General features: G+C 72.2%; 19 protein-coding genes. 9 read left to right on the top strand and 10 right to left on the bottom strand.

Annotation, left to right across the window (positions count from 1 at the left end; translation table 11 throughout):
• The first annotated feature begins 45 nt into the window (after window positions 1-45).
• The 3 genes from MMF93_RS30905 (at window position 46) to MMF93_RS30895 (ending at window position 3,114) form a co-directional block, all read left to right on the top strand.
• Window positions 46-723 (top strand): uracil-DNA glycosylase, encoded by a 678-nt coding sequence (locus MMF93_RS30905; protein ID WP_242756460.1) that lies wholly within the window; start codon window positions 46-48, stop codon window positions 721-723.
• Window positions 720-1,886: an N-acetylglucosamine kinase gene (locus MMF93_RS30900; protein WP_242756459.1), complete on the top strand. Its 1,167-nt coding sequence runs from the start codon at window positions 720-722 to the stop codon at window positions 1,884-1,886. Before MMF93_RS30905 ends, MMF93_RS30900 begins: the two co-directional genes overlap by 4 nt.
• Before the next feature lie 232 nt (window positions 1,887-2,118).
• On the top strand, window positions 2,119-3,114 hold the full coding sequence (locus MMF93_RS30895; protein ID WP_242756458.1) for a sirohydrochlorin chelatase family protein: 996 nt from the start codon (window positions 2,119-2,121) through the stop codon (window positions 3,112-3,114).
• Window positions 3,115-3,365: 251 nt separating this feature from the next.
• Here the strand turns inward: MMF93_RS30895 and MMF93_RS30890 are convergent, their stop codons facing one another.
• Together MMF93_RS30890 and MMF93_RS30885 are read right to left on the bottom strand one after the other, a co-directional pair.
• Entirely contained in the window at window positions 3,366-4,463 is a 1,098-nt protein-coding gene (locus tag MMF93_RS30890) for a lactonase family protein (RefSeq protein WP_242756457.1), read from the bottom strand.
• A gap of 110 nt (window positions 4,464-4,573) precedes the next feature.
• Window positions 4,574-6,325, bottom strand: a complete 1,752-nt coding sequence (locus MMF93_RS30885) for a CocE/NonD family hydrolase (RefSeq protein ID WP_242756456.1) — start codon at window positions 6,323-6,325, stop codon at window positions 4,574-4,576.
• A 167-nt stretch (window positions 6,326-6,492) separates the two neighbouring features.
• Here MMF93_RS30885 and MMF93_RS30880 point away from each other — a divergent pair, with 167 nt between their 5' ends.
• Entirely contained in the window at window positions 6,493-7,209 is a 717-nt protein-coding gene (locus MMF93_RS30880) for a TetR/AcrR family transcriptional regulator C-terminal domain-containing protein (protein ID WP_242756455.1), read from the top strand.
• A gap of 66 nt (window positions 7,210-7,275) precedes the next feature.
• Here MMF93_RS30880 and MMF93_RS30875 read toward each other — a convergent pair whose 3' ends face one another.
• The 4 genes from MMF93_RS30875 to MMF93_RS30860 form a co-directional block, all read right to left on the bottom strand.
• Window positions 7,276-7,764 carry a nucleoside deaminase gene (locus MMF93_RS30875; protein ID WP_242757862.1) on the bottom strand — a complete coding sequence of 163 codons (489 nt, stop codon included), beginning with the start codon at window positions 7,762-7,764 and terminating at the stop codon, window positions 7,276-7,278.
• Window positions 7,765-8,223: 459 nt separating this feature from the next.
• Window positions 8,224-9,579 carry an MFS transporter gene (locus tag MMF93_RS30870; RefSeq protein ID WP_242756454.1) on the bottom strand — a complete coding sequence of 452 codons (1,356 nt, stop codon included), beginning with the start codon at window positions 9,577-9,579 and terminating at the stop codon, window positions 8,224-8,226.
• A 21-nt stretch (window positions 9,580-9,600) separates the two neighbouring features.
• Window positions 9,601-11,196, bottom strand: a complete 1,596-nt coding sequence (locus MMF93_RS30865; protein ID WP_242756453.1) for an acetate--CoA ligase — start codon at window positions 11,194-11,196, stop codon at window positions 9,601-9,603.
• 86 nt (window positions 11,197-11,282) lie between these two features.
• On the bottom strand, window positions 11,283-12,083 hold the full coding sequence (locus MMF93_RS30860) for an enoyl-CoA hydratase/isomerase family protein (protein ID WP_242756452.1): 801 nt from the start codon (window positions 12,081-12,083) through the stop codon (window positions 11,283-11,285).
• Between the two features lie 187 nt (window positions 12,084-12,270).
• On the opposite strand from MMF93_RS30860, the gene MMF93_RS30855 reads away from it, so the two are divergent.
• The 5 genes from MMF93_RS30855 (at window position 12,271) to MMF93_RS30835 (ending at window position 18,242) form a co-directional block, all read left to right on the top strand.
• Window positions 12,271-13,293, top strand: a complete 1,023-nt coding sequence (locus MMF93_RS30855) for a LysR family transcriptional regulator (RefSeq protein WP_242756451.1) — start codon at window positions 12,271-12,273, stop codon at window positions 13,291-13,293.
• Window positions 13,290-13,985, top strand: coding sequence for an HAD family hydrolase (locus tag MMF93_RS30850; protein ID WP_242756450.1), 696 nt, complete (start codon window positions 13,290-13,292; stop codon window positions 13,983-13,985). Before MMF93_RS30855 ends, MMF93_RS30850 begins: the two co-directional genes overlap by 4 nt.
• Window positions 13,986-14,154: 169 nt before the next feature.
• Entirely contained in the window at window positions 14,155-15,570 is a 1,416-nt protein-coding gene (locus MMF93_RS30845; RefSeq protein ID WP_242756449.1) for a hypothetical protein, read from the top strand.
• Between the two features lie 138 nt (window positions 15,571-15,708).
• Window positions 15,709-16,986 (top strand): AAA family ATPase, encoded by a 1,278-nt coding sequence (locus MMF93_RS30840; RefSeq protein ID WP_242756448.1) that lies wholly within the window; start codon window positions 15,709-15,711, stop codon window positions 16,984-16,986.
• Window positions 16,983-18,242 (top strand): vWA domain-containing protein, encoded by a 1,260-nt coding sequence (locus MMF93_RS30835; protein ID WP_242756447.1) that lies wholly within the window; start codon window positions 16,983-16,985, stop codon window positions 18,240-18,242. The genes MMF93_RS30840 and MMF93_RS30835 overlap by 4 nt, the downstream gene beginning before the upstream one ends.
• 210 nt (window positions 18,243-18,452) lie before the next feature.
• Here the strand turns inward: MMF93_RS30835 and MMF93_RS30830 are convergent, their stop codons facing one another.
• The 4 genes from MMF93_RS30830 to MMF93_RS30815 all read right to left on the bottom strand — a co-directional run bounded on the left by MMF93_RS30830 (window position 18,453) and on the right by MMF93_RS30815 (window position 22,207).
• Window positions 18,453-19,337: a geranyl diphosphate 2-C-methyltransferase gene (locus tag MMF93_RS30830; protein ID WP_242756446.1), complete on the bottom strand. Its 885-nt coding sequence runs from the start codon at window positions 19,335-19,337 to the stop codon at window positions 18,453-18,455.
• A 14-nt stretch (window positions 19,338-19,351) separates the two neighbouring features.
• The gene (locus MMF93_RS30825) at window positions 19,352-20,830 is read right to left on the bottom strand and encodes a family 2 encapsulin nanocompartment cargo protein terpene cyclase (RefSeq protein WP_242756445.1); all 1,479 of its coding nucleotides are present in this window, start codon (window positions 20,828-20,830) and stop codon (window positions 19,352-19,354) included.
• Window positions 20,831-21,160: 330 nt separating this feature from the next.
• Window positions 21,161-21,637, bottom strand: coding sequence for an MSMEG_6728 family protein (locus tag MMF93_RS30820; protein ID WP_242756444.1), 477 nt, complete (start codon window positions 21,635-21,637; stop codon window positions 21,161-21,163).
• 144 nt (window positions 21,638-21,781) lie between these two features.
• A complete protein-coding gene (locus tag MMF93_RS30815) occupies window positions 21,782-22,207 on the bottom strand; it encodes a secondary thiamine-phosphate synthase enzyme YjbQ (protein ID WP_114022359.1) in 426 nt (141 codons plus the stop codon).
• Window positions 22,208-22,239: the final 32 nt, after the last annotated feature.

Raw genomic sequence — 22,239 nt, 5'->3', positions numbered from 1 at the left:
CGGGCCGGATGAGCCAGTCCGAATGTGCCAGTAGAGTGACGGCTCGTGGCTGCACGACCGTTGAACGAGATTGTCGAACCGGGCTGGGCCAAGGCCCTGGAGCCGGTCGCCGAACGAGTCGCCTCCATGGGCGACTTCCTGCGCGCGGAGATCGCGGAGGGGAGAACCTACCTCCCCTCGGGAGCCGACGTGCTCAGAGCCTTCCAACAGCCGTTCGACGAGGTGCGCGTCCTCATCGTCGGCCAGGACCCTTACCCCACGCCGGGGCACGCGGTCGGTCTCTCCTTCTCCGTCGCCCCCGACGTGCGGCCGTTGCCGGGCAGCCTGGAGAACATCTTCCGGGAGATGAACAGTGACCTGGGCCTCCCCCGCCCTTCGAACGGCGATCTGACGCCCTGGACGCGACAGGGGGTGCTGCTGCTCAACAGGGCGCTGACCACGGCCCCGCGCAAGCCCGCCGCCCACCGCGGCAAGGGGTGGGAGGAGGTCACCGAACAGGCCATCCGAGCGCTGGTCGCACGGGAGCGTCCACTGGTGTCGGTGCTGTGGGGCAGGGACGCACGCAACCTGCGCCCCCTGCTGGGCGGCCTGCCCTCGGTGGAGTCCTCGCACCCCTCGCCCATGTCCGCGGACCGGGGTTTCTTCGGTTCGCGCCCGTTCAGCCGCGTCAACCAACTGCTGGCCCAGCAGGGGGCCGAGCCCGTGGACTGGCGCCTGCCGTGAGCACCGGGGCGGCCGGCGAGGGCACATGGGTGCTCGGAGTGGACTCGGGAGGATCGGGGCTCCGGATCGCCCTGGGGTGGCAGCAAGCGGACGTGGGGGCGAGCCCCCGGCCGGCGGGGAGCGTCACCTGTGCGGAGCCGGTCCGCACGAACGCCTCCGGCATCGATCCGGCGCACATGGCGGAGCAGTTGGTGCCAGCCGTGCGGACGTTGCTGGCCGAGGCGGGGGCCGGGCCCGAGTCCGGTTCCGGGATGCCGTCCGCGGCGGGCGCCAGGCGAGGCCCAGGGCCGCGGATCGCGGCGGCCTGCGTCGGCGCAGCGGGGATGGCCACGCTCGGCGACGGGCTGCGTGCCGAGCTGCCCGGTCTGCTGGCACGGGAGTTCCGGGTGCGCCGGCTGGCGCTCGCCGCCGACGCCGTGACGGCGTACGCGGGGGCGCTCGGCGAGCAGCCGGGCGCGGTGGTGGCGGCGGGCACCGGGATGATCGCCTTGGGCACCGATCTGGCCACCTGGCGACGCGCCGACGGCTGGGGCCACCTGCTGGGCGACTGCGGCAGCGGCGCGTGGATCGGCCGGGCAGGCCTGGAGGCGGCCATGCGCGCACACGATGGGCGAGCGGGTGGCTCGACAGCGCTGCGGGACAGGGCGGAGACCGTCTTCGGGACGCCCCTCAGCGGGCTGCCGGGACGGCTGTATCCGCGCACCGACCGTCCCGCCGTGCTCGCCTCGTTCGCGCCCGAGGTGGCACGGTGCGCGGAGCGGGACCATGTGGCGGCGGGCATCCTGCGAGCGGCCGCCCGCGAGATCGCGGCCAGCGCCGTGGCCGTGTGCCCTTCCGGCGCTGCGGCGCGCCCTTCCACCAGCGAGGGGACCGTGTGCCCTTCCAGCGGCGGCGAGGTGCCGGGCGAGGGACCGCGGGAAGCGCACGGGAGAGCGCCCGTGCGCGTCGCCTTCACCGGTGGCCTGTTCGCCATGGGTGAGCCCCTCCTCGGACCGCTGCGCACCGAGTTGGCCGAGCAGCTGCCGCAGGCGCGGGTGGTCGAGGCCACGGGAGGCCCGCTGGACGGCGCGCTGCTGCTCGCGGGGCGTCTGACCACGGGCGGCGTCGCACTGCCGCCCGACCCGGCTCTGCTGCGCCTTACGGACGCCCCTGGGACCGCCTGAGGCAGAGCCCCGCCCGCCCCCGCCCGCGCCTCCTGTGCGCGCAGGCCTGTCCTGCCCAGCTCGCCTGCCACCTCTCGCGTGGCCCGACGGACACATCCGGTCGGAGAGGGAGCACGCGGAGGCAGGAACAGTCAGAAAACAGCGCTCTTCGACCTGGACGAATCGGGACATACGCCCACCTGCCTCCCCCGGCCGAACAGCCGACCTCAGCAAGGCATTAGCATGCGGGCGCATGAGCTCCCCCACAGGACCGGACAATGGCCTGCCCGTACGAATGCCACGTCCCCGCCGGCCCGGACGGCACCGCCGCCCGGAGCCCGTCGTCGCCCCCGAGGGCGCGCCGGCCCTGGTTTTGGCCGTCCCCGGCACCCCTTCCAGCGCCACGCGCAGCCTCGCGGAGGAGACGCTGAGCATCGCGCGCTCGGAGCTGCCCGGTCTGGACGCGCGGATCGGTTTCACCGACGGTGACGACGAGGAGTTCCCCACCATCCGCGCCGCCCTCACCTCGGCGGTGAGCGACCGTGCGACCCGGATACGGTACGCGCGGGAGGCCCGCGAGACGTCGGCCGCGACTGCGGACGGAGCGGCCTCGGAGGAGCCCGAGGCCCCCGTCGCCGCCCCGGCCCCCGAGGAGGACGCCGGCCTGCCCGCCGTCGTCGTCCCGCTGCTGGCCGGACCGGACGCCGCCCAGCTGCGGCGTATCCGTCAGGAGGTGCTGGGCAGCGCCTCCGGAGCCGAGCTGACCGACGTTCTGGGGCCGCACCCGCTGCTCGCCGAGGCCGTTCACGTGCGGCTCTCCGAGGCGGGCCTGGCACGTGCCGACCGGGCCCGGCTCTTCACCGTGGCGACGGCGGCGGACGGCATCATCCTGGCCACCGTCGGCGGGGAGGAAGCTGTGCAGGCGGCCGGTATCACCGGCATGCTGCTGGCGGCCCGGCTGGCGGTGCCGGTGCTCGCCGCGGCACTCGACGACGAGGGCGCCATCCAGCACACGGCCGAACAGCTGCGCGGCTCCGGTTCGCAGAACCTGGCCGTCGCGCCGTGCCTGATCGGCCCGGAGATCGCTGACGGGCTGCTGGAGGCCGCCGCCCAGGAAGCGGGCTGCTCGACGGCGGAACCACTGGGTGCCTACCCCGCGCTGGGCAAGCTCGTGGCGTCCACGTTCGCGGCCAAGGCCGGGATCGCCCAGCCTGAGGCGGCCCAGCAGCAGGGCATGCCGGTGCACTGAGCCGTCGGCCCGGTCGCGCGCGGCGGAGCGGGCGGTCGGAGGCGGGCGGACCGAGTCCAAGCGACGCGGCGGACGCGCGCCGTGCACCGTGTGCCGTGTGCCGTGTGTCGCGGAATCGCCGTATCCGCGCGGAGACCCCTCCGCGCGGGTACGGCGATTCCGTCCGCCCGGACATGAGCTTCCCTCGGCGCAGGTACGGCGGGTCCGCCCGAAGGGACCGTCGAACCGGTCAGCAAAGAGAGACGAACCGGTCAGTCGAGAGGGACGTCGAAAACGACGCAGGATGCGGCAGGAGCCGGCAGGGAGCCTTCTCGGTGCGGCATGCCGGTCTCAGGGTCCACGTCGAACCAGGTGACATCACCGGACCGTTCGTTGGCCGCGTACAGCCGCCCGCCCGCCGGGGGCGCGGCGAGATCGCGCGGCCAGTGGCCGCCGCACGGAACGGTGGCGGTGAGGACGGGCAGCTCATCCGCCGTCAGGTCGAGAACGGCGATGCTGTCGTCTCCCCTGTTCGCGACCCAGGCGAAGCGTCCGTCGGGCGAGAGGACCAGCGCGGAGGGATAGTTGGCCGGACCCGTGCGTCCGGACGGCACGACCCGGGTCTCCCCCAGGGGCTCCAGCTCGCCTGTCCTGCTGTGCCAACGGCATGTCGTCACCGTCGAGTCCAGTTCGTTGACGACGTACACCCGCTCGGCTTCCGGCGATTCCGCTGTCCGGCCGCGCGCCTCAGCGGCGAACGCCAGATGCCGCGGGCCGGTCCCGGCGCGGAGCGGCACCTCGCGGTGAAGGCGGAGGCCGAAGGACGTGCCCCGCAGGTCGTAGATCCACACCGAGTCGGTGCCCAGATCGGTGACGAGCAGCCACTGCCCCGAAGGGCCAGGTACGACGGCGTGGGCGTGCGGCCCCTCCTGCCTGTCCGCGACGGGCCCGCTCCCGTGGTGCTGATGAGTGACGGGAGCGGGTTCCAGGCCTCCGTCGGCGCCCAGGGGCAGGGCGGTGACGCTGCCCGAGGTGTAGTTCGCCGTGAACAGACGGCCATCCGCGACGCTCAGATGCGTGGGGCCCGCGGCGTCCACGGAAACGGTGCTCCCCAGGAGCTCGGGGGGCTCCGCGTGGCGCAGGGAGAACGCCGCAGCGCCGCCCTGATCGCTCTCGCTGACCGCGTAGAGGGTTCCTCCGGCGGGGGCCAGCGCCAGGAACGAGGGATCCGTGACGGCGCCTTCCGTGTGATGCAGCGGGGTGAGGGCCCCCGTGGCGGTGTCGAGGGCCGCCGTGGTGATACCGCGGCCTCCCGCGGAGGTGAACGATCCGATGTAGGCCCGTGTCCGGCGCTGTGTGCCCTCGGCCATCGCGCTGCCCTTCGCCGCTCCGTCTGGGGGCAACGACGGTAACAGGTACACGTGCTGTGGTCTGGGCCAATCGTCGGCCGTCGACTGCGCCTTCCTGGAGGGCTGACGCGTTACGTCGGCTCGGAACTGGTCGGGAGTACCAGTGCCGAGTCCGTGTGGAGCATGAGGTGCACCGGCATGGAGGTGGTGGCGTCCAGCGGCGAATCGCCGGTGCCGGGATTGCGGGTGTAGCGCGGGTGGGCTCCTGCGCTGATCTGCCAGCGTATGCGGTGGCCGGCAGGGAAGCGGTGGGCGGTGGAGCTCATCGGGACGGTGACCTGCGAGGACGACGCCCCTTCAGCCGTCGGTAGTCGGCGGAATCCGTCGCAGATGTTGACGGAGCGGCCCCGTGGGTCCACGTCGCACAGGCGGGTGAAGACATCGGCGTATCCGGTGTCCGTGGAGATGGCCAGCCGTGCGGAGACGGGGCCGAGGATGTCGAGGGGCTCGGTCAGCGGTGGGCCGGTGAAGGTCAGGACGTCGTCCCGGGCCTCCAGGGCGCGGTTGTCCCGGGGCCCTGCGGTGCCGGACAGAGTCGGGCCACCGAGGGAGGGGGTGGGGTCGGCGGGGTCGTAGCGCAGCGCTGTCACCGGTGCGGAGCCCGTCGGGGCCCGCCGGGTCAGAAGCCCGCCGGCGAGGGGATACCAGGGGGTGGCAGCGGTGACCGGCGGCCAGTGGTCGAGGTCCCGCCAGGAGGTGTCGCCGCCGAGGTGCACGCGCACCGCTGTGGGCCGCAGGCCGGAGGGATCGGCGCACAGGTGGGCACGCAGCCAGGCGAGGCTCTCGGCGAAAACCTGCGGCCATCCGCGCTGTAGAGCGGACGTGTGCGTCCAGGGGCCGACGAGCAGGGTGGTCTCACATCCGGCCCTGCGCAGTCGGTCGTACTGCTCGAGCGTCTGGTCGGCCAGCGCGTCGTACCACCCGGTGATCAAAGCTGTGGGCACGCGAAGCCGTTCCGTCGACTCCCCCGGCTCCCTCGGCTCCCTCGACTTCCCAGGCTTCCGCGACTTCCCCGACTCCCCGGACTCCAGCAACGACGCGCCGCGCCAGTAGGCGTCCTCGGCATCCGGATGGCTCAGCACCTCCTCCAGCCACGGCAGTTCGCCCCCGAGGGCGGACACGTACGCCGCACGCAGCGGCTGCGCGGTGGTGACGTGGCGCAGGCGGCGCCGGAGACGCAGTGTCGCCCTGAGGAACGGCGCCACGCCCTGGTGCTGGTAGTGCATGCCGACGGCCACGGCGAGGGTGTTCTCCAGACGGAGCGCACCGTCCGCGTAGAACAGGGCATAGGGATCGTGCAGCCCTACCTGCACCACCATCGCCTTCAGTTCCGGCGGTGGGTCCGAGGCCAGCGCCCCTTGCACGTAGCCCAGGTAACTGGGCCCGACGGTTCCCAGCGTTCCGTTGAACCACGGTTGTGCGCGCAGCCAGGACACGGTGGCCCGGCCATCGGCGGCCTCGTTGCGCCACAGGTCGAACACGCCGCCCGAACCGCCGGTACCGCGGCAGCTCTGCAGGAGAACGTGGAAGCCCTGTTCGGCGAAGAGCAGGCCGTACTGCGGTGACCACGGCAGACCTCGGCCGTACGGCGAACGGACGAGGAGGGTGGGGAAGTCGCCGTGGGCGCGCGGAAAGTAGTGGTCAGTGAGCAACGGGCTGCCGTCGCCCCCCGGCACCACCAGCCCCGGTTCCCATCCCGCCTCGTGCTGTTTCGCCGGCAGTCCGCGCCAGGTCGCCCTCATCAGCCGTGAGGACAGTGGGGGCTTCCCGGCGGGTGGCGCCCAGGCCTGCTCCGCGACGGCTTCATGCGTGCGTGATGACATCGTCCCCTCCTTCATTCCCGTACTAAGTACGAGAATAGAGGATGCTTGGATGGTCCTCGCAAGAGCCGTCGCTCGGCAGCCCAGCAGAATCGACAGTCGGAAGCGTTCGACAGCCGGTACCGCGCAGCAGCCGGAATCCGCGGCAGCAGGGAGAGGAGAGCGAAACCGTGTCCCGTGACGGGCGGTCAGGTGCAGAGGGCGTGGACCCCCAAGAGCTCTGGTTGCGTCCCGGCGAGCCGCGCAGGGGCCGCAGGCCTTCCTTCAGCCGGGAGGCGATCACCGCGGCCGCTGTCGCCCTCGCGGACGCCCACGGGCTCGAGGTGGTCACCATGCGACGGGTGGCCGCCGAGGTCGGCGCGGGCGTCATGTCGCTCTACAGCTACGCCCCCGACAAGGACACACTGCTGGAGCTGATGGTCGACCACGTCACCGGCGAGCTCGCGGTCACGGACCCACCCAGCGGCGACTGGCGGGCCGATCTGAAGGCCGTGGCCCGCCTGCAGCGCGCCCACATGCTGCGCCACCCCTGGCTGCCCGCCGCCTTGCTCACCCACCGCGTTCCGGGCCCCAACACGCTGGCCTTTCTGGAACACGTGCTCGCCGTCCTGCGGCCCACCCGGCTGGACGGTGCGGCGAAGCTGGAGGTCTTCGCCCAGCTCACCGCATTCGTGACGGGCCACGTTTCTCACGAGATCGCGCAGGCCGCGGTCTCGCGCTCGCCGGAGCGGACCGCGGCCGAGGGCCGCTATCTCGCCGCTGTCGCTGGCGACGGCAGCCACCCGGAACTCGCCGAGGCCCTTTCCGCCCCCCGGCGCCCTCTCGCACCCGACGCCACCTTCACCCGGTTCCTCAACCGCCTGATCGACGGCCTCGACACCGGCTGAGGCCACGCGTCCGCGTACCCCCGTACGTCACGTCAGCGCTCGGGCCCGCGTACCCCCTACGCCACCTCAACTCCGGGGCCGGCGCTGGTGGAAGCGGCGGTGCAGCTCGCGGAGTTCGTCCGTCAGGTCGGGCACCGGACCGTGCACCGGCACGTCGAACAGCACCTCTTCGATCGCCAGCGGGCGGACGGGAGAGGCGGGAACGTCCCAAGCGGTGAGCCACTCGGTGAGCTGAGCGGTGGAGTGCGCGTAGACGATACGGCCGAGCCCGGCCCAGCCGTGCGCGGCGGAGCACATCGGGCAGTGCTCGCCTGAGGTGAACACCGTGGCGGCCGCCCGCTCGCGTTCGCTCAGGTGGTCGACGGCCCATCGCGCCAGCGCGAACTCCGGGTGGCGAGTGCGGTCGTCGAGGCTGTGCACACGGTTCCGGTCCTCCGTCAGCGACCGGCCGTCGGCGCCGACCAGCACCGAGCCGAAGGGCTCGTCCCCGGCCGCGAGGGCCTCGGCGGCCAGCTCCACGGCTCTGCGCAGATGAGACAGCTCGGCGGCGGTCAGCTCGGCCGGCCCGTCGGCCCGCTCACCGACCGGCCCGTCGGCCCCCTCACCGACCGGCCCGTCGGCCCCCTCACCAGCCGGTCCCTCGGCCCGCTCACCGTCCGGTCCCTCAGTCGGTTCCTCGGTCGTCACGGTCGTCCTCCTCGCCATACGGTCAGCCACCGTCCGCGCCCGCGGCCCGGGTGGGACCAGGACCGGGATCGTGATCGTCTCAGCCTGCCAGGCCCGGCCGGACCCGTCGCTTCCCGTCCAGACCCGTCCAAGACACCTCACGGAGCCGCCGGCGTGCCTGTCAGCCGCACCACGACGCCGAGGGCCCGGGCCCGCCCACGGCGAACCGCACGCACCCTGCCGTCGCACGGCCGCCCGGCGTGGCGGCGACACCACCACGCGGTGGGGAACGCATCCGGGAGGGACGAGGGGCGCGTTCCGTTCCTCGTCCCTCCGGTGCTGAACCGCTTACTTCTCCAGCACGGTTGTGCGGGTGAGCGGCAGGTGCACGGTCTCCCGGAAGGAGAAGAGCACCACGAGCGCCGAGACGGCCGCCACGATCATCAGATAGAACCCGGGTGCGAGGGGGCTCCCGGCGAGCGAGACGACGCCCGTGGCCACGAACGGCGCGGTGCCGCCGAAGAGCACGTAGGCGGCGGTGTATCCGATGGCCGAACCGCTCGCCCGCAGCTGCCCGGGGAACATCTCGACCATCGCCGGTACGTTGGAGGTGCCGATGACCGCGACGAGGACGGCCAGCACCGTGGCGCCCACGACGGCTCCGGGCAGCCCGGTGCCGATCAGCCAGAAGGCCGGAAGAGTCGCCACCGCGAAGCCTCCGCAGGCCACCAGCAGCATGGGTTTGCGTCCGAAACGGTCGCTGGCCGCCGCCATCAGCGGGCACGCCGCGCTGTAGGCGAGCATCGCGACCACGCTGGTGAGCATCGCCTCCGCCTTGCTGTAGCCGACCTCCTCCGACATGTAGGCGATCATGTAGCTGCTCATCAGGTAGTAGCCGATCGCGTTGGTGATGCTGTAGCCGAACAGCGTCAGCACCTGCCTGCGGCACACCCGCCACGCGTCCCGCAGCGGCGCCTTGTGCACCGCGTCGCGCTTCTCCATCGCCCGGAAGACCGGGGTGTCCTGGATCCGGCTGCGCAGGTAGAGGCCGATCAGGCCGAGCGGTCCCGCCAGCAGGAACGGAATGCGCCAGCCCCAGCTGTTCAGCGCCGCCTCGTCGAGGGAGGAGGTGAGGGCCAGGCCCGTCATGGCGCCCGCCACCGAGGCCAGGCCGACCGTGAGCGGGACGACGCTGGCGTAGCGGGCGCGGCGGCCCTCGGGGGCGTACTCCATGATGAAGGCCGCCGCACCGGTGTACTCGCCTCCGGTGGAGAAGCCCTGCACCGTGCGGAGCACGAACAGCAGCACAGGCGCGGTGATGCCGAGTGTGGCGTAGCCGGGCAGCAGCCCGATCAGGAACGTCGAGCCGCTCATGCACAGCACGCTCAGCGCGAGCATGCGGTTGCGGCCGATCCGGTCGCCGTAGCGGCCGAAGAAGGCGGCACCCAGCGGGCGGGCGATGAAGCCGCCGGCGAAGACCGCCCAGGTGGCCAGGAGGGCGGCCGTCGCGTCGTACTGCGGGAAGAAGAGCCCGGCGAGGGTGGCGGACATGATCGCGTACGCGCCGGAGTCGAACCACTCGACGAAGTTGCCGACGGCGGTGGCCGCGGTGACCTTGCGCCGCACCCCGCTCTCCTCGGCGGGGCCGGCCGTCTGTTGGGCGGGCGCTTCCTGCGGTGCCGGAATCCAGCGGTCCGTCGTCATGTCCGTCGTCCTCCTGGTCGGCTACGCGGCGTCGGGGTTGGCAGGGCTGGTGTCGCGTGCGCGCAGCGCGCTCCGCTGGATCTTTCCGGTTGCCGAACGCGGCAGTGCGTCGGCGAACTCGACCTGCCGCGGGTAGGCGAACCGGGAGTGCGCGGCGCGTGCGAAGTCCGAGATCTCCCGGGCGAGCGCCTCGCTCGGCTCGTATCCGGGGCTCAGCTCGATCCACGCCTTGACGGCCTGGCCGCGCACCGGGTCCGGCACGCCGACGACGCCCGCCTCGGCGACCGCGGGATGGCCGCGCAGTACGGCCTCCACCTCGTAGGGACCGACGCGGTATCCGGACGTCTTGATGACGTCGTCGGTGCGGCCGAGGAACCAGAAGTAGCCGTCCTCGTCCATGACGGCCTGGTCCTTGGTCCGGTACCAGGTGCCGCCGAAGGTCTCGGCGGCGGCCTCGGGCCGGTTCCAGTAGCCCAGCGGGTACTGCGGGTTCGACCCGGCGCGCAGGCAGATCTCACCGGGTTCCCCGACGGGCACCTCGCGGTCGTCCGCGTCCAGCAGCGCGACGTCCCAGCCGGGCAGAGGCCGGCCCATCGAGCCCGGTTTGACCGGAACGCCGGGGAAGTTTCCGAGCAGTGGGTAGGACTCGGTGGAGCCGTAGTAGTCCAGCGGGGTCACGCCGAACTGGGCACGGAACCACTCGATGAGCTCCGGGGTGAGCGGCTCGTTGGAGCAGCACACCACGCGCAGCACCTGCGGGTAGCGACTGCCGGCGTCCGGGACGGCCTGCATCATCTTACGCAGGAAGGTCGGGTTGACCAGGGCTGTCGTGACCCGGTTACGGGACATCGCCGCCAGCAGCCCCTCCGGGTCGAAGCCACCCGCCGGCCGGTGGACGAGGTGGACGGCGCCGGCACGCAACGGCCCCATCAACTTGGCCATGGACCAGGCCCAGTCACCGGCGCCGTAGAACACGTCGCCGGGCCGCAGGTCGTGGCAGCAGCGGAACTCGTTGTGCCCGAGCAGGGTGCGGTGGGCGTGCACGATGCCCTTGGCGGCGCCGGTGGTACCGGAGGTGTAGAAGATCAGCGCCGGGTCGTCGGGCGCGGTGTCCACGGTGTCGAACTCAGGCGGCAGCGCGCCGATGGCGGGATCGTCGACGTTGACGACAGGGCCGGAGAAGGCGCCGGCCCGCTCCAGTGCGGCGGTCTCGGTCACCAGGACGGTGGCGCCCGAGTCGGCCAGCCTGTACCGGATGGGTTCGTCGGCCCACAGCAGGGACATCGTCACCAGGACGGCTCCCGTGCGCAGCACGCCGAGGTAGGTGGCGGGGGTGTCGGTGCGCTGCGGCAGCAGCACCGCCACCCGGTCGCCCTTGCGGACGCCGATCCTGTGCAGTGCGGCGGCGATCTGCCGCGAGCGGTCCTGGACTCGCTGCCAGGTCACCTCCTCGCGGTAGCCGGTGTGGTCCTCGAAGATCAGCGCGAGCTTGTCTCCCGGATGCCTGTCGGCGACGTCGGCCGCCATGTTGTAGCGCTCGGGCACGCTCCACCGGTGTTCCTCGACGAGCCTGCAGTAGGCGGCCTCCCCGGTGGAGGGGGTGAGGCTGGTACTCATGGGGCGGGGGTTCCTCTCGTACGGATGGGTGCGACCGGTCGCGTCGATGGCTGCGACCGGTACGGCAACCGGTGCGGCGAGCACGGTCAGCGGCGGCGGCCTGCCAGGAAGCGGGCCATCTCGCGCTGCGGCTCGCCGGTCGCGTAGGCGGCCGTGTGCACCTTCTTGGCCGCGGCGATCGCCTCGTCGAGCCCCGCGTCGTCCAGCTCGCGGATCCGGCCCTTGGTGAGAGCGACCGCACCGGGCGGCAGCTCCGCGAGCCGGGCGGCCTCGGCCAGTGCATCCGCCCTGACCTCGTCCGCGGCGACGAGCCGGCTGAGCAGTCCGAGCCGCTGGGCCTCGGTGCCGTCCACGAGCCGTCCCGTGAGCGCGAACTCCGTGGTCTTCGCCCGCCCGAGAATGCCCCACATGGCCCAGATGCCGGTGATGCTGGGAATTCCGGAGAGCACTTCCGGCTGGCCCATCTTCACCTCGGCGTGCCCGATGCGCAGATCGGCCAGGAGTGCGAACTGGAACCCCGATCCCGCGGCCACCCCGTTGACGGCGGCGACGGTCGGCTTCTCCAGCCCCCGCAGCACGCGGAAGAGGCGGCCGAAGTCGTCGATCCACGCTTCGGCCGCGGCATGGTCGTCCGGGTCGATGGCGGCCGTCTCCGCGAGGTCCTGACCGGCGCAGAAGGCCCGGCCCGCGCCGGTGAGGACCACCGCGCGGCACTTCTCGTCGGCGCCCAGCGCTTCGAGTGCGGCGACCAGCTCCTCGCGCATCCGGCCGGTCCAGGCGTTGAGTTTCTCCGGGCGGTTGAGCGTCACCTCCGCGACGAAGGCTGGTGCGGACGCGCCCTGTACCGGGTGCTCGTCGACGATGACGATGCTGCTCGTCTCGGTCATGGAAGAGGGTGCCTTTCTCCGGGTGTGCGCACGCGGCGACAAAGGCGCCACAGCGCACGGTGGATCGGGGTGGGGGCGCATCGCCCGTGGACGGGCGTCCCGTGAGCAGTCATGCAAGCAGCGCGGCTCGGGCCCCGGCCAACACCAATCCGGACCCTCGGTGATATCGCAGCGATATGGTCAAGCCATGGAACTCCGTCACCTGCGCTATTTCGCCGTGCTGGCCGAGGAACTCCACTTCGGCAGAGCCGCGGAGCGGTTGCACATGGCTCAGCCGCCGCTGTCACAGCGCATCCGCGACCTGGAGCGCGAGATGGGGGTGCGGCTGTTCGACCGCACCCGGCACCGCGTCCAGCTCACCGAGGCGGGTGCGCTGCTGCTGGAGTACGTCAGGCCGGTACTCGTCGGGGTGGACAGCGCCCGCGAGGCGATGCGCCGGATCCGGCCCGGCGAGGCGGGGGTCCTGCGGGTGGGCGTACCGCCCGACACCACCCCGGTGGTGTTGCCGACGCTGACCGCGAGCCTCGCCCGCCGGGTGCCGGACGTCCTGATCGACCTGCACGAGCTGACCACGGACGAGCAGCTCTCCCGGCTGCGGGAGGGCGAGCTGGACGCGGGCGTCGTCCGCCATCCCTCGGACACGATCGGTCTGGAGTCCGGTCCGGTGGCGCGGCGTGAGCTGGGCGTCGTCCTGCCGGCGGACCACCCGCTGGCGGCCGGCACGGGCACCGCATCCCGTACGGTGCGCATGCGGGATCTCAACGGCGCGCCGCTGGTCATCTTCCCCCGCGCCATGGCGCCCCGGCTCTACGACCACATGCTCACCATCTGCCGGGACGAGGGCTTCCTCCCCGGCTCCATCCGGCACGCCCGCAACCCGAACTTCGTGCAGGGGCTCGTGCTGGCCGGGCGGGGCGTCCATCTGAACGAGGCCCCCGGCACGCCCCTGCCCCACGGGTTGGTCTGGCGGCGGCTGGAGGGGACGCCGCTGGCCTGGCTCACCTCGGTCGTCTGGGTCCCGAGCCGCCACAACGAGACCATCGCCGCCTTCACCGAGGCCGTGTCGGAGGGACTGGCCGCGGCAGGGCACCACATGGAGGACCCTCCCGCTTCCCAGCCGCGTGTGCCCGAACAGCCTCCTGATCCGCCCGCCTCGGATGAGACCGGCCCTGAGCACCTGACCTCGCATTTGGCATGCTGGAACACATGAGCAGCCCCTCTGCCCGCCCGGCGGTCGTCTTCGACCTCGACGGCACACTCGTCGACAGCGAGCCGCACTACTACGAGGCGGGCAGGCAACTCCTGGCCGCGCACGGTGTCCCCCACTTCACCTGGGAAGAGCACTCACAGTTCATCGGGATCGGCACCCGGGAGACCCTGGAGACCCTGCGCCGCCGACACGGGCTGACGACTCCGGTCGACGCGTTGCTGGCGGAGAAGAACCGCCTCTATCTGCAACTGGCGCGCTCGGGCACGCAGGTGTTCCCTGAGATGCGGAAACTGGTCGAGCGGCTGCACTCCGCCGGCGTCCCGCTGGTTGTCGCCTCCGGGTCGTCGCGCGCCGCCATCGACGCCGTCCTCGGTGCGACGAGCCTCGACGCGCTGCTGCCGCTGCGCGTCTCGGCCGAGGAGGTGGCGCACGGCAAGCCGGAGCCGGACGTGTTCCTGGAGGCCGCGCGCAGGCTGGGCGTCCAGCCTGCCGACTGCGTCGTCCTGGAGGATGCCACGCCAGGGGCCGAGGCGGCGCACCGTGCCGGCATGCGGTGCATCGCCATTCCCTACGTGCCCGCGACGGCGGACGATCCCGCCTTCGCGAAGGCGGGTCTGCTGTTCGCGGGCGGACAGCGCGCGTTCGACGCGCAGGAGGCCTACGACTGGATCACCGGCCGGCCCTCACCCTGACCACACGGGGCGCGTCGGTCCCGTCACCGGCCGAGAGGCCGTGCCGCGGGAAGGGAGAAAATGCGTGGCGCGGCGCCGAGCGGAGCAGTACGGTCACGGCGATGACTTCGCATTCTTTCAACGGACTGTCTGACGGATGGGAGGTCCGCTCCGCGCAAGGTGAGTGCTGATGGGCACTCCTACCGCGGAACGAGACCCCCGGCTTTCCTTCTGGCTGCGCGTGCGCGAGTTCGCCGTGCCGCCCTCCATGATCGCTACTGCCACCGCCCGCCGCCTGTCCGGGGACTGGGCGGGGGCATGCGCCGCCGCGCACCTCGACGTCGACCTCGACCTGCGTTCCGTGGCCCGTACCCGGGGCCGGGAGCTCGCCGCCCGCATCAGGAACGACCTGCGCCACCTGGCGCCGGACCTGTTGCGCTGGCACATGCCGAGGATCGCTCCCGACGGACTGCTACGGCCAGGACTGACGCTCTCGCTGGCCCGTTACGACACCGTGGGGCCCGGCGGTGCGGGCCCCGTGCACCTGGTGGCGCGGACCCCACCGGCCTGGGCGGACGCCGGCCAGCGCTTCAGCCTCGCGCTGTGGGACGCGTCCCGGTCCGGCCCAGACGCGCCGGTCGGCATCCGCCACCATCCGCACCCCCGGCCCCACCGGCGCTTCCGGCTCGATCTGCACCGCCACCTGTGGGACGTGCGAAGCGCCGACGAGCTGCTGACCCGGTCAGGCGCCGACCGGCCACCGACCGAACACGATGGCGACAACAGCCCGGAGCTGCCCGGGGCGCGGCCGTGGGGGCAGCACTGCCCGATCGACCGCTGGGCGGCCGAGGCGGACATCCTCCTGCGCAGCGAAGGGCGGTCCGCAGGCGCCGTCATCGTACGGCTTGGAGTGCGGCACCGGCTGTTCCTGGACCTCCTCTCGGACGACGACGGAAGCGGACGACCCGCCAGGTTGCGCGGCGCGGCGGCCACAGACGGCAGCGTCTCGCGTCTGCCGGTCCTGCCTGAGGCCGCCACCTGGACACTGCCCGACCTCGCGCTGCTCCGTGCCGGTCTCCTCGAAGCCGGCCAGCTGCACCCACTGGTCGCCTCGGCGCTGGCGCCCGAGCGCTCACCGACGGACTCGCCCGTGGTCACAGAGCATCCCGGAGGGCCCCAGATCGTCGAGTGCCGGGGCGCCCGGCACCGGATCGGCCTCGCCGACGGGGTGCTGACTCCACTGGACCACGACCCGTCCGAGATCCGGCGGGAGGAGTTGCTGGCCGCGCTGAGCGGGACTCCCCTCCCCTGCCTCCAGGCCGTCGACCGGGCCCAGCGCAGGCCGGAGTGTTTCGCGGGAGTCCGCGAGCGGCTCGCCCATGGCGACAACGCCGGTGCGCTGGCCGCTGTCGAGAGCCTGCTGGGCACGAAGGCGGTGTTGCGGAGCGGCGCCCTGCGAAACGAGTTGGAGGCGGCCGCGCAGCGACGCGTCACCTACCACTTGTTCCGGGAGGGCCTGGTCGGAGCCGGTCCCGGCCGCGACCACCCGAAGCGTCGCCGCTCGCCCGACCACCGCTCACACCCGCGCGACGCGGCCCCTCACTGATCCGAGCCTCGCCCGCTCGCCTCCCTCACCCGCACACCCGCACACCCGCAAGCGCGGCGCCTCTCGCCGGTCCCGTTGCCGCGCTGCCTCCGCCCGGCATCTGCCACCAACCTCACGACGCAACCGAAGGTGATCTCTTTGCCCCCATGCGCCCCGTCCCACGCGGCCCCGGCCCCCTCCGACCCGGCCGGCGCCTCCCAACTCGACGTCGCCGGCGAGCTGCTGACTCTGCTGCGCGACCGCACGAGCGAACCGCGCAGCGACACGCAGCTGGAGGCCCTGACACTGGCCGTGGCCGCCGACCTGCCCGTCCTCCTGTGGGGCGAGCCGGGGATCGGCAAGACCGCGGCCCTGACCCAGCTCGCCAGGTCCCTCGATCTTCCCCTGACCACAGTGATCGCCAGCGTGCACGAACCGTCCGACTTCTCCGGACTGCCCGTCGTCGGAGCGGACCCGGCGGAAGAGGGCATTCCGATGGCACCGCCGGACTGGGCCGTGCGGCTGGTACGGGCCGGCCGCGGACTGCTGTTCCTGGACGAACTGTCCACCGCGCCGCCCGCCGTCCAGGCCGCCCTGCTGCGCCTCGTACTCGAACGGAGAATCGGTGCCCTGCGATTGCCACCCGGGGTCCGGATCGTCGCTGCCGCGAATCCGCGCTCCTCGGCGGCCGACGGCTGGGAGCTGAGCGCGCCCCTGGCCAACCGGTTCGTCCATCTCAACTGGACCCACGATCCCGAGACCGTGGTGCGAGGACTCGGGGGAACGTGGCCCCGAGCGACGCTGCCGCGGCTCGACGGGAAAAAGCTGCCCCAGGCCGTGGACTTCGCTCGCCGCGCGGTGTGCGGGCTCCTGTCCGCCCGCCCTGGCCTCGTGCACCGGCTTCCCGGCAACGAGACCCGCCGCGGCGGCGCCTGGCCCTCGCCCCGCAGCTGGGAGACGGCCGTGTGCATGGTCGCCTTCGCCACCGCTGCCGGCTCCTCAAGGGAGGTGCTCTCCTTGCTGGTCAGAGGCGCGGTGGGCGACGGCCCGGGACTGGAGCTGATGGCGAGCCTGGACCGCATGGACCTCCCTGACCCCGAAACACTGCTCGCCGACCCGTCGGGAGCTGTCCTGCCGGAGCGGGGAGATCTGCGCCAGGCCGTGCTCGACGGCGTGGTGCAGGCCGTGCGCAACCGCCCCGAGAAGTCGCGCTGGGACGCCGCGTGGACCCTGCTCGTCCGGGCGGTGGAGACGGGCGCACCGGATCTGGTGGTCGTGCCCGCCAACACCCTGGCCGCACTGCGCCGCGACGACTGGGACGTGCCGGAATCCATCGACAGGCTCGCGGGAGCGGTCACCCTCTCCCAGCGCGCGGACCGCGCCGCGAAGCGAGCGGCCGAACGGTGCGCCGGCGTCGCCGCGAGGCCGGGACGATGACCGCCGACGCTCCGGGGGCGCTCGACCTCGACAAGCTCTTCGCCGCCCGACTGCACGCCGCACGGAGCCGGCCTTACCTGGCGACAGCGCTGTTCGCACTGCACACCGTTGAGTCCCGGCAGGTTCCGACGATGGCCGTCGACCGGCACTGGCGCTGCTACGCGTCACCGGCGTTCGTGGACCGGACGCCGGTGGAGGAACTGGGCGGCGTGTGGGTGCACGAGGTGTCCCACTTGTTGCGCGATCACCACGGGCGCAGTGACCGCTACGCACGGGAGCACGGGTCGACCGGTCCCGCGGAACGCCTGCGTATGAACATCGCCGCCGACTGCGAGATCAACGACGACGCCTTCGGCGACGGGTTGGCCCGGCCGCAAGGCGCCGTCGGACCAGGGACGCTGGGGCTGCCGGACGGGGAGCTCATGGAGGACTACCTGCGCCAGTTCCGGCTGGGGCCGCGTACCCAGAGCATGGCCTGGCTGGACTGTGGCAGCGGTGCCGACGGGCTGGAACGGGAGTGGGACCTGGGGCCCGACGGTGCGCACGGTCTCACCGCACAGGAACGCGAAGCGGTCAGGTTCCGCGTGGCGCAGGGCATCACCGCCCGTCCGGGCAGGACCTCCCGGGGCTGGCGGCGGTGGGCGGAAGAGGTGGTCCACCCGCCGCAGCCGTGGCGGGAGTTGCTGGGAGCGGCGGTCCGCTCTGCTGCTCCCGGCTCCGGCGCGAGCGAGGACTACGCCTACGGCCGACCGTCGCGGCGCTCGGCCGGCGTGCCCGGCGCCGTCCTCCCGAGCCTCCGGCGCAGGCCGCCCCGGGTTTCCGTGGTCATCGACACCTCCGGCTCCGTCAGCGACGCCGAACTGGGCAGCGCGCTGCTCGAGGTCGCCGCGATCTCCCGGGCCCTCGGCGGGCGTCGGGATCTGGTCTCCGTCCTGCCGTGCGATACGGCCGCCCGGGTCGTGCATCCGCTCTGTCAGGCCGAGGGCATACCGCTGCTCGGCGGTGGAGGTACCGACCTGCGCACGGGGTTCGCCATGGCACTCCGCTCGCGACCTCAGCCGGACGTCCTCGTCATCCTGACCGACGGGCAGACGCCCTGGCCCGACACGCGGCCGCCCTGCCGGACCGTGGTGGGCCTCTTCCCCCGCCGGTATGAGAGCCGGTCCTGGAACGAGGACGATCCCGACTACGTCCCCGACACGCCACCGGCGTGGGCGCGAGTGGTGGACATCGGGCCGCCTCCCCCGGCGGTGTGAGTGAGTGGCGGACGACCCGCCACGCCACGGCCACACGGGCGACCGACGCTGCCAGGAGCCCGGACCCCCGGCGTTCCGGAACCCCCGGGTTCCGGAAGCGCCGAGTTCCGGAAGCCCCGGCGTTCCGGAACGCTCCCGACATCGCGGCCTTCCGGAAGCCCCGGGCCGGTCGGGTGGGCGACGGGCCCGGGACTTCCGGCCGACTGTGGCTCAGACGCGGTCGGCAGCGATCAGAAGATACTGAAAGGAACCGTCCTTGTAAGAGTTGATGAACGCCTCCTCGATGCCGGTGACGAGGGAGGACGTGGCCCGCAGCTCCCAGTACGGCAAGGTCGCGGCCGTCAGGTCGATGACGGCGTGCGGCACGAGACGGTTGTCGGCCATGGCACGCAGATACTCGCGGCGGGAATGGATGTTGCACTCGAAATGCGCGTTGATCTGCGAGACCCACTTCGAGGGCTGGCCGTAACGCGGGTTCCAGCAGCCGGTGATGGTCACGTAGCGGCCGCCGACCGCGAGGATGCGGGCGTGCTCGGCGAAGAGGTCGTGCAGGTCGACGTACATGCTCGACTCGTTGTTCCACGAGGCCGCGGCCTGCCCCGTGTCGAAGGGCGTCTCCAGCATGTTGCACACGCGGGCGCGCACGTGCTCCTCGATGCCGAGTTCACGGGCGCGCTGGTTGGCGAAGTCGGCCTGCTTGGCCGACAGCGTGACGCCACGGACCTCGCATCCGAAGCGCTGATGGGCCAGGACCATCGAACCGCCCCGGCCGCAGCCGGCGTCCACGAGCATGTCGTCACGCCCGACGCGGCCGAGGTGGTCCAGGAGGACCTCGGCCTGGGCCGACTCCAGACGGTGGAGTTCGGCGATCAACCGCTTCTCGTACTCGCTGTCGCCGGTGTCGCCGAGGGCGGCGTGGTCGACGTCGCCGATGCCGTAATGGTGGTGGTAGAGCCCGTCGACCTCGCCGAGGCGCAGGTTCACGGGCCTGGCCTCCTGGTCCCAGTAGCGGGCGATGTCCCCCTGGTAGGGCGACGCCGGGGCGGGCACGAAAGCGCGGGCACCCTGTGCGGTGGTGAGCTCGGTGCTGGTCACAGAAAAGTCCGTCCTTACCAAAAATCGGGCAGGCTGTACCGGTAGGTGTTGGTCTGATGCCAGTAGTGGTTGCCGTCCACCCAGGCGGCCACGCCCCGCAGGAAGCGCAGCACGCTCGGGACGGGGCAGGCGGCGGCCAGGGCGGCGGCCTCGGTTTCGAAGGTGTGCATGAGGTCGTTGTGGACCTCGACCGCCTTCAGATAGGCGTCCCTTTCGGAGAGGCCCTCACGTTCGGCGATCACGACAGGCAGATTGAGATGCGTGCCCGGGCTCTTGAGTTCTTTGGTGTACGAGTAAAGGTCGTTGACGAGAGTGGTGGCGTTGCCGGCGAGCGCGATGACCCGCTGCATGGCGGGCCTGGCGTGCAGATCGGCAGGGAGCTCGTAGCCGCCGACGGTGTCGGTGATCGTGGGGCACGGGCGGAAGTTGTTGAACTGGCGCATTGCCAGGTATTCCCACACCTCGGGCATGTGTTCCGTCTGCGCCCATGCGGCCTCCGCGAGATACCCCAGGTGCAGACGGGACATGTCGTGCCGGTACCTGTCGGCCTGGGAGTCAGACGCCTTCCGCAGGAAGTACTCCATCGCGGAGCGGTAGGCGCGCCGAGGAGCATCAGACTGGAGCGACTCCACCCACGCCGGCTCGTACTCCCCCGTCGTGTGCAGCGGGTCGAGAGCCGTGTGCGCGAGCAGGAGGCGGCTGCCGAGGCCGACGGGCGAGCCGCCGTGGTCCTCGCAGTAGCAGTCGTCGACCGCGTTCTCCGCGACCATCAGCCGCGTGGCCACCATCAGATGTTCGATGGTGGGAGCGTCCGGATGACAGGCGACCATGTAGCGGCCGACGGAGAAGCCGTCGAACTCCTCCTCCCACTCCGGCGGGTAGGCCTGGACCTCGTCCACCGCCCACCTCTTGATCCTGCGGCTGACCTCCCCGACCCGCGCCGGGTCGGGCTCGGGCACCGGGTGGTGGTAGAGCCCGGGGATCGGCTCCCCCTGCGCCGGCGGCTGGGACGTCTCGGATGATGGGGACGCCTGGGAGGCCGGGGGTGCCGGAGAGACGAGGCCGCGCCCGCCAGGGCGCAGGCTCGACGTGCCCGGCCCGCTGGGACCGCACAGGATCCGTTCCAGGGCCGAACTCGCCTGCCCCGCCTGCCCCGCGGCGGCAGCGCTCTCCTCCGCGCACCGGGAGTTCGGCTCACCAACCGTGCCGTCGTCGCACCCGGGCGTGGGCTCGGACACGGCCTCCGAATCGGCCTCCGAAACGGGCTCGGGCTCGGGCACATGCACAGGCGCGGACTCGGCCACGGGTGCGGACTCGCGCACCTCGGGGAGGGCCTCCCCTACGGCAGGAAAAGGGAAGGGGAACGCAGGTGGTCCCGGCAGAGTGAGCAGAGCGTCTTGCCCGGTTCCGGCCTCCTCAGCGGGGGCGGCGGGGGCCCGGGCCGCAGCCGCAGGCGTGCTCGACTGCTGAGGGGAAGACCCAGGATCGGGCATCCGTAACTCCTTCGCGACGGTGGTGATCGGCGTACGCGGCGGCAACCGGGCAAGGACGGAAGAGCGGTGAACATCGGGAAATCCGCTCAGCTCCCCGAGAACCAGTTAACGTCCGGCCTGCCCGGCTCGTCCCACGAGCCGGGTGGAGTTACTCCGATGCAGTGATCTCGTGCCGCGCCGGGTTTATCCAGGCGACGAGCAACGCCCGGAGGACGTGCTCGGCAACGTGTGCGAGGGCACGCCGTGGTCGAAGGGACGCATGGTCGCCCACGCCCCGCCCTGCCTCGCCCCGATTCCCGTCCGGCGACCCGTCATGGACGGACGCGTCCGTCACCCGTCGCGCGTGCGGTCCGATGCCGGCCAGACGTAGGGAAGCTTCTCGGGGACGTCGGGGAAGTGCGTACGGTAGAAAGCAGGATCCTTGGTGACCAGGGCTGACTGATGGCTGCGGTGGAAGGCGGGATCGCCCAGCCAGTTGGGCAGTTCGTCGGCGGCCGCAAGTTCCCGGTAAGCACGGGGCGGGTCAGCGAAGTCCTCAAGCGCCGCGAAGTCCTGCATCATGGTTCCCGCACAGGTGTCCGCCCTGCCGCTGTCGGTCCACACGTGGCACATCTCAAGGCCGTACCGGACCAGGGCCTCCTCGTAACCGGCCCACATCCGTACGGCGGGGTGGTTCCGCCAGCCGTAGCCCGGCACGGTCAGACCGCGCAGCACCTGGAGCGTCTCCACCCGCTGCTTGCCCAGCCTGCGCATGTCCAGCACGGCGGCGCTGGCGGCGAAATCCGGATAAGGGAGAAACGTCTGCATGCTCGCTGCCCAGCCCTTCACGCTGCTAAGCGCCCCGTGTCCGCGCCCCACGGGGCCGCATCAAAAGCACCGGGTCGCCGGCGTTCGTACCCGCCGGCCTCCGCTGGAACAACACAGGGCCCGGAGCCCTCCTTGGTCGCGTGCCTAGCCTCCCAGGAAGCTGAGCCGTACCTTCCGCTCTGGATTATCCCCGTTCGTGTCGACCAGGCAGATCGACTGCCACGTGCCCAGTTCCAGGGAGCCGCCGAGGACGGGGAGGGTGGCGTGGGGAGGGACGAGGGCGGGGAGGACGTGGTCACGGCCGTGGCCGGGGCTGCCGTGCCGGTGGCGCCAGCGGTCGTCCGGCGGCAGCAGATCCCGCAGCGCGGCGAGCAGGTCGTCGTCGCTGCCTGCGCCGGTCTCCAGGATGGCGATGCCCGCGGTGGCGTGCGGCACGAACACGTTGAGCAGACCGTCGCGGCCACGTGCGGCCTCGGCGAGGAAGGCCTCGCAGTCGCGGGTGAGGTCGTGGACGGTCTCGGACGAGCCGGTGGAGACTCGCAGGACGTGGGTGCGGAGTGCGTCGGTCATGCTCCCATTCTGGGGCCGGGTGCTGCCGGGGT

Source organism: Streptomyces tubbatahanensis (assembly GCF_022699385.1).
GTDB lineage: Bacteria > Actinomycetota > Actinomycetes > Streptomycetales > Streptomycetaceae > Streptomyces > Streptomyces diacarni.
This window is presented reverse-complemented; position numbering and strand designations above follow the sequence as displayed.

What these genes read in the sequence shown, in the direction of transcription:
- MMF93_RS30895 (WP_242756458.1), top strand. Translation starts at nt 2,119, where the DNA reads ATGAGCTCCCCCACAGGACCGGACAATGGCCTGCCCGTACGAATGCCA.
- MMF93_RS30890 (WP_242756457.1), bottom strand. Translation starts at nt 4,463, where the DNA reads ATGGCCGAGGGCACACAGCGCCGGACACGGGCCTACATCGGATCGTTC.
- MMF93_RS30885 (WP_242756456.1), bottom strand. Translation starts at nt 6,325, where the DNA reads ATGTCATCACGCACGCATGAAGCCGTCGCGGAGCAGGCCTGGGCGCCA.
- MMF93_RS30870 (WP_242756454.1), bottom strand. Translation starts at nt 9,579, where the DNA reads ATGACGACGGACCGCTGGATTCCGGCACCGCAGGAAGCGCCCGCCCAA.
- MMF93_RS30865 (WP_242756453.1), bottom strand. Translation starts at nt 11,196, where the DNA reads ATGAGTACCAGCCTCACCCCCTCCACCGGGGAGGCCGCCTACTGCAGG.
- MMF93_RS30860 (WP_242756452.1), bottom strand. Translation starts at nt 12,083, where the DNA reads ATGACCGAGACGAGCAGCATCGTCATCGTCGACGAGCACCCGGTACAG.
- MMF93_RS30855 (WP_242756451.1), top strand. Translation starts at nt 12,271, where the DNA reads ATGGAACTCCGTCACCTGCGCTATTTCGCCGTGCTGGCCGAGGAACTC.
- MMF93_RS30850 (WP_242756450.1), top strand. Translation starts at nt 13,290, where the DNA reads ATGAGCAGCCCCTCTGCCCGCCCGGCGGTCGTCTTCGACCTCGACGGC.
- MMF93_RS30845 (WP_242756449.1), top strand. Translation starts at nt 14,155, where the DNA reads ATGGGCACTCCTACCGCGGAACGAGACCCCCGGCTTTCCTTCTGGCTG.
- MMF93_RS30835 (WP_242756447.1), top strand. Translation starts at nt 16,983, where the DNA reads ATGACCGCCGACGCTCCGGGGGCGCTCGACCTCGACAAGCTCTTCGCC.
- MMF93_RS30825 (WP_242756445.1), bottom strand. Translation starts at nt 20,830, where the DNA reads ATGCCCGATCCTGGGTCTTCCCCTCAGCAGTCGAGCACGCCTGCGGCT.
- MMF93_RS30820 (WP_242756444.1), bottom strand. Translation starts at nt 21,637, where the DNA reads ATGCAGACGTTTCTCCCTTATCCGGATTTCGCCGCCAGCGCCGCCGTG.
- MMF93_RS30815 (WP_114022359.1), bottom strand. Translation starts at nt 22,207, where the DNA reads ATGACCGACGCACTCCGCACCCACGTCCTGCGAGTCTCCACCGGCTCG.